The sequence below is a fragment of the Agreia bicolorata genome (genome assembly GCF_000938265.1).
GTDB lineage: Bacteria > Actinomycetota > Actinomycetes > Actinomycetales > Microbacteriaceae > Agreia > Agreia bicolorata.
Genome location: NZ_JYFC01000007.1, coordinates 1 through 11,694, shown reverse-complemented (window position 1 = coordinate 11,694; position 11,694 = coordinate 1). Strand labels below are relative to the sequence as shown.

Annotated in this window: 8 protein-coding genes; 3 read left to right on the top strand and 5 right to left on the bottom strand. The window is 65.6% G+C overall.

What is annotated here, in order from left to right:
- The first annotated feature begins 115 nt into the window (after positions 1-115).
- Entirely contained in the window at positions 116-2,197 is a 2,082-nt protein-coding gene (locus tag TZ00_RS14605) for a maltotransferase domain-containing protein (RefSeq protein WP_084606170.1), read from the top strand.
- The gene (gene glgB / locus TZ00_RS14600; RefSeq protein WP_044442821.1) at positions 2,197-4,410 is read left to right on the top strand and encodes a 1,4-alpha-glucan branching protein GlgB; all 2,214 of its coding nucleotides are present in this window, start codon (positions 2,197-2,199) and stop codon (positions 4,408-4,410) included. Before TZ00_RS14605 ends, glgB begins: the two co-directional genes overlap by 1 nt.
- A gap of 56 nt (positions 4,411-4,466) precedes the next feature.
- Here glgB and TZ00_RS14595 read toward each other — a convergent pair whose 3' ends face one another.
- The 3 genes from TZ00_RS14595 to TZ00_RS14585 form a co-directional block, all read right to left on the bottom strand.
- Complete coding sequence (locus TZ00_RS14595; RefSeq protein ID WP_044442819.1) at positions 4,467-5,429, bottom strand: tetratricopeptide repeat protein; 963 nt, start codon at positions 5,427-5,429, stop codon at positions 4,467-4,469.
- Entirely contained in the window at positions 5,426-7,270 is a 1,845-nt protein-coding gene (locus tag TZ00_RS14590) for a DUF8094 domain-containing protein (protein ID WP_044442817.1), read from the bottom strand. The genes TZ00_RS14595 and TZ00_RS14590 overlap by 4 nt, the downstream gene beginning before the upstream one ends.
- Before the next feature lie 88 nt (positions 7,271-7,358).
- Positions 7,359-9,323, bottom strand: coding sequence for an ArnT family glycosyltransferase (locus TZ00_RS14585; RefSeq protein ID WP_044442815.1), 1,965 nt, complete (start codon positions 9,321-9,323; stop codon positions 7,359-7,361).
- A gap of 148 nt (positions 9,324-9,471) precedes the next feature.
- Between TZ00_RS14585 and TZ00_RS14580 the strand changes: the two genes are divergently transcribed.
- Complete coding sequence (locus tag TZ00_RS14580) at positions 9,472-10,524, top strand: AI-2E family transporter (protein WP_044442813.1); 1,053 nt, start codon at positions 9,472-9,474, stop codon at positions 10,522-10,524.
- A 7-nt stretch (positions 10,525-10,531) separates the two neighbouring features.
- On the opposite strand, the gene TZ00_RS14575 is transcribed toward TZ00_RS14580, so the two are convergent.
- Together TZ00_RS14575 and TZ00_RS14570 are read right to left on the bottom strand one after the other, a co-directional pair.
- Entirely contained in the window at positions 10,532-11,242 is a 711-nt protein-coding gene (locus TZ00_RS14575; RefSeq protein WP_044443055.1) for an alpha/beta hydrolase, read from the bottom strand.
- A gap of 11 nt (positions 11,243-11,253) precedes the next feature.
- Positions 11,254-11,559, bottom strand: a complete 306-nt coding sequence (locus tag TZ00_RS14570) for a hypothetical protein (protein WP_044442810.1) — start codon at positions 11,557-11,559, stop codon at positions 11,254-11,256.
- Positions 11,560-11,694: the final 135 nt, after the last annotated feature.

Sequence of the window (11,694 nt, the reverse complement as noted above, 5' to 3'; positions counted from 1 at the left end):
GCCGTGGGCCAGGCTTCGCCCAGCCTAGGACAGCGCCGCTTTGCGCGCATAAACGACCGGGAACCGTTTCCATAATCCCCCGCGAACGTTTGACCTTTCTTGGTACGGTCGAACCGTGGCAAAGACGCAAGCACCCAAGCAGCCGACCCTCTCCGACTCCGGACTCGGGCGCATCCCGATCCTCGACATCTTTCCCAGCGTTCCCGGCCAACGATGGCTTCCCAAGGCCTTCGCCGGCGAGGTTGTGCCGTTCGGCGCCGTGGTGTTCCGCGAGGGCCACGACGCCGTCGGAGCACGGGTCGAGGTGGCCGGTCCGTCGGGTCAGCGCAGCGAAAGACTGCTCTTTCCTCTCGAACCGGGCACCGACCGCTACGGCGCACTGGAGCAGCTCGGCGAGGAGGGCCTGTGGCGGTTCCGCATCCGCGCCTACTCCGACGACTTCGCGACCTGGCAGCACACGGCGTCGATCAAGCTGCCCGCGGGCCTCGACGTCGATGTGACCCTGGCCATCGGCCGCGAGCTGTTCGAGGCAGGCAGGGTGGATGCGACGCGCCCCGATGCGCAGCGTGTGCTCTTCGGCAAGGTGGCCAATACATTGGGCGACTCGTCGATCGACCCGGTCGAGCGTCTGGCCGTGGCGACGAGCGCCGCCGTGCTCGACGCCCTCGCCGACCGCCCGTTCGAGAGTCTCACGACCTTCTCCGAGTGGCGCGAGATCACTGTCGAGCGCGAGCGCGCCGGATCGGGGTCCTGGTACGAGTTCTTCCCCCGTTCTATCGGAGCAAAGAAGAACGCAGACGGAAGCTGGACGAGCGGCACGTTCCGCACCGCCGCCAAGCGCCTGCCCGCGGTTGCGGCCATGGGGTTCGACGTGCTCTACATGCCGCCCATCCACCCGATCGGCCGGTCGTTCCGCAAGGGCCCCAACAACTCGCTGGATGCCGGCCCGCACGACCCCGGGTCGCCCTGGGCCATCGGCGGTGCGGCAGGCGGACACGACGCCATCCACCCCGACCTCGGAACGGTCGCCGATTTCACCTATTTCTTGAAGCAGGCGGCGAAGGCCGGACTCGAGGTCGCGCTCGACTTCGCCCTCCAGGCCTCGCCCGACCACCCGTGGGTCACCGAGCATCCCGAGTGGTTCACCACGCTGCCCGACGGATCGATCGCCTACGCGGAGAACCCGCCGAAGAAATATCAAGACATCTATCCGATCAACTTCGACAACGACCCGAAGGGCATCCGGCGTGAGACGCTGCGACTGCTGCGTTACTGGATCAAGCTCGGGGTGCGCATCTTCCGTGTCGACAACCCGCACACCAAGCCGCTCGACTTCTGGGAGTACGTGATCCACACGATCAACGCGGAGTTCCCCGAGGTCGTGTTCCTGGCCGAAGCCTTCACACGCCCCGCGATCATGCAGGGCCTGGCGAAGGTCGGCTACCAGCAGTCGTACACCTACTTCACCTGGCGCAACACGAAAGAGGAGCTCGAGGAGTTCCTCACCGGCTTGTCGCACGAGACCGACGCATTCTTCCGGCCGAACCTCTGGGTCAACACCCCCGACATCCTCACGCAGTACCTGCAGTTCGGCGGGCGGGCGGCCTACAAGATCCGGGCCGCGATCGCCGCGACAGCCGCGCCCACGTGGGCCATGTACTCGGGCTACGAGCTGATCGAGAACGTCGCCCGCCCCGGTGCGGAGGAGAACCTCGACAACGAGAAGTACGAGTACCGCCCCCGCGACTTCGCCCTGGCAGAGCAGACCGGCCAGTCGATCGCGCCGTACATCACGAGGCTCAACGAGATCCGGCGTGAGCACCCCGCGCTGCGGCAACTGCGCAACCTCGAACTGCACTGGAGCGATGACGACGCGATCCTCGTGTATTCGAAGTACATCGCCGCCGAATTCAGCAGCACGGGCACGCCCGACGCCATTCTCATCGTGGCCAATGTCGATCCGCACTCCGTGCGCGAGACCAGCGTGCACTTCGATGTGTCGAAGTTTGGCCTGCCCGGCGTCGAGCAGTTCCGGGTCACCGACCTCATCACCGGGGCATCGTGGATCTGGGGTGTGAGCCACAACTTCGTGCGGCTCGACGCATTCACCGAGCCCGTGCACATTCTTCACGTGGAGCCGGTCGATGGGACCTGGCCCGAAACGCACCCGAACGGTGCAGACAAGGCGGCTCACTGATGTCCACTCTCGACGGAGCATCCGTGCTCTCCATTCCCGACGTTCCCAGCGACGTGCTCGACAAGGTCGCGGCGGGCTCCTACTACAACCCCCACGGAGTGCTCGGCCAGCACCCCATCGAGGGCGCGGGCGCAGACGGGGTCACCGTTATCCGCACCCTGCGGCCCCTGGCCAAATCCGTGGTCGCGGTGCTGGCATCCGGCGCGCGCACCGAGCTCACGCATCTGCACGGTGGCATCTGGCAGGGCTACACGCTCACCGGCCTCAGCGACTACACGATCGAGGCACGCTACGACGACGGCACCGTGTGGGCCAGCGACGACTCCTACCGCTTCTCCCCCACCCTCGGCGATGTCGATATCCACCTCATCGGCGAAGGTCGGCACGAGCGCCTGTGGGATGTGCTGGGCGCCCACTACCGTTCATGGCACGGCGTCGACGAAGAGGTCGCGGGCACCTCGTTCGCGGTCTGGGCACCGCACGCCCAGGCGGTGCGCGTCATCGGCGACTTCAACTCGTGGGACGGCCTGAAGCACTCGCTGCGCAGCCTCGGCAGTTCGGGGGTCTGGGAGCTGTTCGTGCCCGGCCTCGAGCCGGGCAGCAACTACAAGTTCGAGATCCTCTCGCAGTCCGGCCACTGGGTCAGGCGCGCAGACCCGATGGCCCGCTACACCGAGATTCCGCCGCTCACCGCGTCGGTCATCGGCCAGTCGGCCCACGCCTGGGGCGACGACGAATGGATGTCACGGCGCGCGTCGACCGATCCGCATTCCGGCCCCATGAGCGTCTACGAAATGCATATCGGATCCTGGCGCCCCGGACTCTCCTATCGCGAGCTCGCCGACCAGCTGATCGACTACATGAAGGAGCTCGGCTTCACGCATGTGGAGTTCATGCCGCTCGCCGAGCACCCGTTCGGCGGGTCCTGGGGATACCAGGTCACGTCGTACTACGCACCGACGTCGCGATTCGGGCATCCTGACGACCTGCGCTACCTCATCGACCGCCTGCACCAGGCCGGCATCGGCGTGCTCGTCGACTGGGTTCCCGGGCACTTCCCCAAAGACGAGTTCGCGCTGGCCAACTTCGACGGCCAGCCCCTGTACGAGCACCCCGACCCGCGCCGGGGCGAGCAGCCCGACTGGGGCACGCTCGTGTTCAACTTCGGCGACTCGCAGGTGCGCAACTTTCTCGTTGCGAATGCGCTCTACTGGCTCGAGCAGTTCCACGTCGATGGCCTGAGGGTCGACGCCGTGGCGAGCATGCTCTATCTCGACTACTCCCGCAAGGAGGGCGAGTGGCTGCCCAACCAGTACGGCGGGCGCGAGAACCTCGAAGCCATCAGCTTCCTGCAGGAGGCGACGGCGACGGCCTACAAGCTCTACCCCGGCGTCATCATGATCGCCGAGGAGTCGACCAGCTGGCCCGGAGTCACACACGCCACGAACCAGGGCGGGCTCGGTTTCGGGCTCAAATGGAACATGGGCTGGATGCATGACTCACTGCAGTACATGGAGACCGATCCCCTTTACCGCTCGTACCACCACGGCGAGATCACGTTCTCGTTCGTCTACGCGTTCAGCGAGAACTTCATCCTCCCTATAAGCCACGACGAGGTCGTGCACGGCAAGGGATCGCTACTGCACAAGATGCCCGGCGACCATTGGCAGAAGCTCGCGAACCTGCGCGCCTACCTCGCGTTTATGTGGGCCCACCCCGGCAAGCAGCTGCTCTTCATGGGCCAGGAATTCGGGCAGCCGTCGGAATGGTCTGAGGAACGTGGACTCGACTGGTGGATTCTCGACCAGCCCGTTCACCGGGCTCTGCTGGGGCTGGTGGCTCAGCTCAACCGGGTCTACGCCGACAACCCTGCGCTCTGGCAGCGCGATCACGACTCCTCGGGCTTCGAGTTCATCGACGGAGGATCGTCGAATCAGAACCTCGTGTCGTTCCTGCGCTGGGATAACGATGGCAACCCGATCGCCGTGCTGATGAACTTCTCGGGCGCGCCCGTGGGGCCCTACCGGGTCGGTCTGCCCTCCGCAGGCACCTGGGATGAGCTGATCAACACCGACGCCGTGGAGTACGGCGGATCGGGAGTGGGCAACTTCGGCTCCGTCGAGGCCGAGGACGTGCCGTGGTCGGGACGGCAGGCGTCGGTCGAGCTGACCCTGCCTCCCCTGGCGGCGCTGTACCTCAAGCCGCGTAAGTAGAACGCGTCGTTCCCTAGGCCTGTCGAAGAAGCCCTTCGACAGGCCCAGGGAACGATCTAGTAGAGAAGCCCCGTGAGGCGGGCGCGGGCCTTGACTACGCGAGGGTCGTCGATTCCGGCGACCTCGAAGAGCTCGATCAGACGCGCCCGAACAGTGTTCTTGCCGTCTTGGTCGAGCGTCGGGAAGAGCGTCAACAGCCGGTCGAAAGCGTCTTCGACGTGTCCGCCCGACAGATCGAGGTCGGCGACCAGCAGCTGGGGCTCAAGCTCTGTCGGCCGCGCTGCGGCGTTGTTGCGAATCTCGGCCTGTGTCTTGTCTTTCAGCCGCGCCAGCAGGCTCACCTGGGCGAGGCCTGCGACCGCGAGGCTGTCGCGGGGGTCTTGCTTGATGGCCAGCTCGTATTCGCGAATGGCCTCGTCGAAGTCTCCGCGTGCGATCGCATCGTAAGCCTCGGCGTGGTGAGGGGGCAGCGGTGCCTCCACGGGCTCCGACTGCTCGCCTTCAGGCGCACCGTCGACGACCGCGGTTCCTGTGACGCCCTGCTGCGCGGCGAGCTCGAGCACCTGCTCGATCACGTCGCGCACCTGCTCGACCGGGTGGACACCGGCGAAGAGCCCGATGGGCCGACCGCCGACGACAGCGGCGACCGTGGGAAGCGTCTGGGCCTGGAAAGCCTGAGCCAACTGCGGATTGGCATCGGCCTCGACCGTGACGAGAACGAAGCGACCCGCATACTCCGCGGTCAGGCCGCGCAGGATGGTGTCGAGCTGGCCGCTCGGCTCGTTGTATGACGCACCGACCACGACCACGACGGGAACCGTGTTCGACAGTTCGATGAAGGCACTGAAGGCCGCGTCGGTTCCCTCGATCACGAGGCTGGGCAGCGGCACGGGTGCACCCGCTGCTGTTGGAGCAGCACCGGCCTGAGCGGCCGCGGCTCCGGGCGCGGGTCGGTTGACCAGCGACGACAGATCGACAGCACCCCGAAGGCTGGCAGCGGAAGGGGGAACCGAACTCATGGAAGCTCCTTGGCTTGTACGAGGCCCTGGGTGAATCCGAGCAGCGTCGGTTTGCCCGCATCACCCGCGGACGGGATGTAGAACAGCAGCTGGTAGTCGTAGGTCGACTCGACGCCCTTGCCTGTGGCCGAGAGCCCCGACAGCGCCTTGACGGCACCCTCCGGCGTGATGGTCGCTCCCGTCTGGGTGGGCTTGACCACCTCGGACTCACGAAGGTTGAACGACAGGATCGCACCCGAGTCGTTCGTCGCGAGCGCGATTCCATCGGAGATGGCCGGAACCTTCGCGAACTCGATCGTGGCCGTACCGGTCTCCTCGATCTTCGCCTTCTTGGTGGCCTTGTAATCGGAGCCGACGCTCGTGAGAAGTGTGTCTCCGTCAGTGTCGATCTGGCCGAACGACGGGCTTGCGGAGCCTTGAGCGAGGATGTCGGCGTAGGCCGCCTCGACGGCGTCGGGTGTCATCGACAGGAGCTTCGAGTCTGGAGCGAGGCGCGACGCACCGACGCTTGCTGCAGAGACCGGCGGGAGCGTGGTGTCGGGTTCGAGCGAGATCGCGTACTCGACCTTGTAGTTGGCGCGCGCCGACTCCTGCACCAGCGTGACGGCGAGCGGGGCGACGGTTTTGTCTTCGTTCTCGATGATCGTAAAGACCGTCTTCGGCCACACTGTGGTCGCCTGAGGAAGGACGACCTCGGCGGTTCCCGACGGAACGGCGGCGGGCAGCGCATAGTCCGGGAGCGCCGCGTGAATGGCGTACGCGGCCTTGCGAAGTTCGAGCGCCGGACCGGTGAATCGGGCGTCGAGAGCGTTGCTGTCGAATGTTGCGTTGGCCGCGCTCTCGACCGCGATGACGCGCTCGATGATCGTCTGTGCCTGCTGCTCCGTGACGGCTGGGAGGACGGTCTCCGCCGCGGGAGCCGTGCTCGTGGGAGTCGGAGTAGGCGTGGGGGTGTCGGTCTGCGTGTTCGACGGTTCGCTCGTCGAGCCCGTATCCGATCCGACGGTGGAGCTGGGTCGCGGTGTCGGTGTGACCGTGCTCGCCGATGCGGCGAGAGGTGCCCCCGCGCCCAGCGCTGCAATAAGCAGCGTGGGCAGCACCGCGGTCATCGAGCGGGTGATGGCCTTGCGTCGTTTCGACATTCCCGATTCGATCGCGTTGGTTCGGGCCGGCGAGAACCGGCGTCGAGGTGTTCCTGTGGGCGGCTTGCGTCGAGGCCCCTGCTGACGTCTCATGTGCCACAGACCCCAGAGCAGAAGGGCCAGGCCGACAAGGAGCACGGAGGCGCCCGCCAGCAGAAGCGGCACGGCCCAGGGGGTCGAATTGTCGATCGGCCATGCGACGGTGATGTCGGCGGGCGCCGGATCGGTGCCGTTCGACGCGATGATCGCCGAGTAGCCGGCGGGCACATTGATGGTGCGCGTGAGCGACTTGTCGCCCGTGTACTGCTCAAGCCAGAGGTCGCTGCCGGCCGGATCGGCGGACCCGCTGGCAACGTTTTTTGCGCCGGCCGGATCGGCCGGAACGACCGCCTCGGTCAGCTTCTTGGATTCGTCATCCACGGCGAGCTGGGAGTAGCTCGAGCCGCTCAGCCAGGCCTTGACGTCGGCGTCGCGGCCGTAGGCGACGAAGACGGTGGAGTCACCACTGAGCGAAACGGTCTGAGAACCGGGATTCGCCCGAAGCGTGTCGGAGTCGAGCAGCACATAGGGCTGGTCGGTCGCACCCGCGGTCGCCACGCTCACACTTCCCGGAGGCAGGAGGAAGGTGCGTTGGGCAACACCTACACCGATGAGGGCCGTCGCAACGACGAAGGCGATGATCGCGAATACAAAGCGCACAGATTACTCCAGACAAAGACATTAAAAGATAGCCGATCAACCCTGGCGCTGCACTCAGGGTACGCCCAGTGCACGCTCGACCTCGCTTTCAGCCGCAGTCCCAGAGCACGACAGAGCCAGATTTCGGCCCGGCCACGGCGATGCCGGTCGTAAAAGTACCGAGCCGGGTGCATGTGGAATTCTGGACGATCTCTTCGACCGGGTCGGTGGTCGGCGCATGCTGCTTCACCGCCAAGACGTGAGCGGCACCCGAGGCGATCATCTGCTCGAGCTGCGGCTCTGTGAACACGGGGACGGTTCCCGAGTAGCCACCATCGGTCAGCACACTGTCGCCAGTCGCATCGATCACCTGCGCGGCAAGCGCCCACGAGTCTGTGACAAAATCCGGTGCACCGTTCACCCCTCCACCCGCCTCGCGCGCTGCCTTGACGAGATCGGCCACCTGCGGCGAGAGGGTGGCCGAGCCTCCCCACAGTTGGGGCAAGGATGGGCGGAACGAAGGCGGATTCGTTTCGGTGCCGGTCGGTTTGATGCCCACGTACGCGTCGCCCCCACTGCCGCTTCGGGCCGGATCGACGACCTGCAACGAGAATGCTGTCGGCCCGCTCAGAATCAGCGCAGCGGCGAGAAGAGGAACAGCCGTCGCCCTGACGCGTTCGTGACGCGGCGCCGCGATGGAGGGGCGCGAACGACTGCGCCATCCGGTTGCCGCGAGCGCGACACAACACGCGCCGCAGACAGCCGCCATGGGCACGGCGAGGACCGGAGGCAGCGCGCCCTCGATCGCGAGGAACACCGACCAGACGCCTTGCACGAGCAGAACGGCGCAGACCGCGAGGCGCGTTCGACGGCTGGGTGCGCGTAGTAGTCGAACGGCCTGTTTCCATCCCACGGCAGCCAGCATCGCGAGCTGAGTGCCGATGGCTGCGACATAGGCCGTGTGCGGGGTATGGGCCACCGAGAGAACAGCCGTGGCGGTGATCAGCCAGACGGCCACGACGCCGAGCATGGCGAACGAAGCCGACGGCGTGGCGGCGCGTCTCGGCCACCAATAGATCAGCCCGAACACGATCGCGGCAATCGCTATGGGGTACAGCCAACCCACCTGCGTGACGTACAGCGGATCGATCAGCTTCGTCAGAGAGGCTCCCGCCGCAGAGAGGTCCGAGGGCGACGCGAAGAGAACGGGGGCTGCCAGCGCGTGTGCGCCGGAACCGCCTACGGCCCCCGGCACGGCGTGCGGCAGTAGCCGGTCGACACCGTTGTAGCCGAAGACCATGGCGAAGGCGTTGTTGTTCGTGGAGCCGTCGATATAGGGGCGGTCGTCGGCGGGCGTGAGTTGAAGTACGATCACCCACACGAGCGACGCGGCCACGGCTGTCGCCGATACGACCGCGGACCGCCAGAGGCGACGCAGCCAACCACCCTGCATCCACAGCAGGCAGCCGATGACGAAAGCAGGCAGGATGAACCAAGCCTGCATCATCTTGGCTTGAAACCCTACGCCGACGAACAGCGCGGCGACGAGTAGCGGCCACCATCGCGCGGTCAACAGTGCACGCTGAAAGAACAACAGCGCCACCGTGAGAGCCATGGTGACGAGGCCGTCTTCCATCGGATGAGCGAACATCGACACGAAGATCGGTGTGGTTGCCGCAGCGGCTGCGGCTATGAGCCCCGCGCCGGGACCCGCCCACCTGAGGCCGATCACAGAGCAGCACCACACGGTAACCAGCCCCTCGAGCACCTGCGGCAAAGCGAGCGCCGAGGTCGACATCCCGAACAGCCGGATGCTCAACGCTTGCGGCACCGCGAAACCGCTGAGCTTGTCGAGGGTGACGGTGCTCGCGGGGTCGAAAGCACCGAAGAGCATCGCGTGCCACGACTCGGACATCGAGCGCGCCGACGCCTCGTAGAACGATGCGTCTCCGCCCTTCGCCAGGTTCCACACCATAAGAGAAGCAGATACGACCAGGACGACGACGAGTCCGGTTCGGAACCGCCACGGCTGGCCCCACCATCGAGGCAGGCTGTCAGTATTTGAGGAGCGCACGAGCTATAGGGTGGGGCCGGCCCATGAGCGCAGGCTCGAGACTGGCTGTGGCGCGGCTGAGCGAGGTGCCAGCCCCGAGCACGTCTCACTCGATAGAATTCGGGACACTCCACCGGCGACATCCGACAGCTTTGAGCAGGCAGGTTTCGTGAAGATCCACAACGCATTCACCCTGGGACTCGTCGGCACGCTCGGCGTCGGTGTCGGCATCCTGATTCTCACGTCGATCGAGTCGCTCGCCACGATCCTGACCTACATCGGCGCGGCCATCTTCATCGCCCTCGGCCTCGATCCGGTGATCTCGTGGCTCGAGAAGAAGAAGCTGCCCCGCTGGCTGGCCATCATCGTGGTCTTCGTCGCGGTCGCGGGCATCATCGCCGGACTCGTCTTCGCCGTCGTGCCCATCATCGTCGACCAGCTCGGCCAGCTGTTCGATATCGTGCCCGTGCTGGTCGGCAGAGCACAACAGGGTACGTGGGTATCGGATCTATCGAATCAGCTCGGCGGCTTCGATGTACAGGCCGTGATCGATCAGGCGACCAAGTACCTCACCGACGTCGGCAACTACTCGATCATCGCGAGCGGCGCCCTGGCGGTCGGCGCCAGCATTGCGAACGGCGTGTTCGGCACCATCGTCGTGCTGATTCTCACCCTGTATTTCACGGCATCACTCAACTCGATCAAGCGTGCGCTGTACCGACTCGTCCCGGCCTCCCGACGCGAACGCTTCGCCGATCTCAGCGAGCAGATCACCGACGCCGTGGGTCGCTACGTTGTCGGCCAGCTCTCGCTCGGCGCCATCAACTTCGTGCTCAGCTATGTGTACCTGTCGATCATCCAGGCGCCGTTCCCCGCGGTTTTGGCGTTCCTGGCCGGCATGCTGTCGTTGATCCCGCTCGTCGGAACGCTCTCGGGCTCGATAATCATTGCGCTGGTCTGCCTTATCCCCGGGCTCGGGTCGCTGCCGACCTTCATCGCGGCCGCCATCTACTATCTGATCTACATGCAGGTGGAGGCCTACCTGCTGAGCCCGAACATCATGAACCGCGCCGTCTCCGTTCCCGGCGCGGTCGTGGTGATTGCGGCCCTGGCCGGCGGCACTCTGCTCGGCATTCTGGGTGCACTCGTCGCAATCCCGGTCGCAGCTTCACTGCTCCTGATCATCAAACAGGTGGTCATTCCCATTCAAAACGAACGGTAACCGCCGCTCAGACCTCGTATGTGTCGGGCAGCGGAAGCACGGCCGGGTTCACCCGGGCCACGATCTCGCTGAGAACTCTGCGCGTCTGCGATTCGCCGACCCAGAGATGCTTGCCGCCCTCCACAGCAACCAGCTCGATGTTCGGCGCCGCCGCGAACCGGGCCGTCGCCTCGGGAGGGCGCAGGTAGTCGTCGAGCTCGGGGATGAGCGCGACGACCGGCACGTCGACGTCGTTCCACGCCGCCAACTCCTCTTCGGAGGTGCGGTGCAGTGGCGGCGACAGCAGGATGACTCCGTCGACGGTGTGCTCGATGCCGTACTTGAGTGCCAGTTCAGTTCCGAACGACCACCCGACAAGCCACGGATGAGGGAGCGAGCGCTCGGCGACGAAGGCCATCGCGGCCTTCACATCCCAGCGCTCCGCCACGCCATGGTCGAAGGCGCCCTCGCTTGTGCCCCGAGGCGACGACGTACCGCGGGTGTTGAAGCGCAACACCGCAAGGTCTGCGAGGGCGGGGAGCCGGTTGGCGGCCTTGCGCAAAATGTGCGAGTCCATGAATCCACCACCCGTAGGCAGTGGATGAAGCGTCACGAGAGTGGCGACCGGATCTGCCGATTCGGGGAGAGCCAGTTCTCCGACGAGACCGAACCCGTCGTCGGTGTGCAGCACGATGTCTTCGCGAATGGCAGGAAGCACGGTCGTGCTGCGGATGTCTATGGTGCTCACGGTCAGTTTCCGATCTTCCAGCAGTGGCTGTGCCAGTGGCGGCGGCCGGCGAGGTCGCTCGCCTCGCCCATCAGGCCATCAGCGCGCCACGCGACGATGTGGGCCGTTCCCGCAAGAACCGGCAATGAGCATCCGGGGCACACATACTCTTTGACCGCCTGAGCGGGCGACACGGACTGCACGTTCCAGGAACCACTGCGGCGATGTTCGATACGGCGACCACCAGTGAGGATGCGGCTGAGGTCGAGCTCGGTGTCGTCGTCGTCGTCGCCGGCCCCGCGTCGACGAGGTCGGTTGCTGCGGGGCATGTCTCAATCCTAGATGAGTGAGTCCGATTGGTTCGGGCGGCGTGGATGCTGTTAATCGCAGGCGGAGGGTGTTAAGCCCAGTGTGTGAAAACAGACCTCAACACCCTCCTGACCACACTTTACGTCCATCTCGAT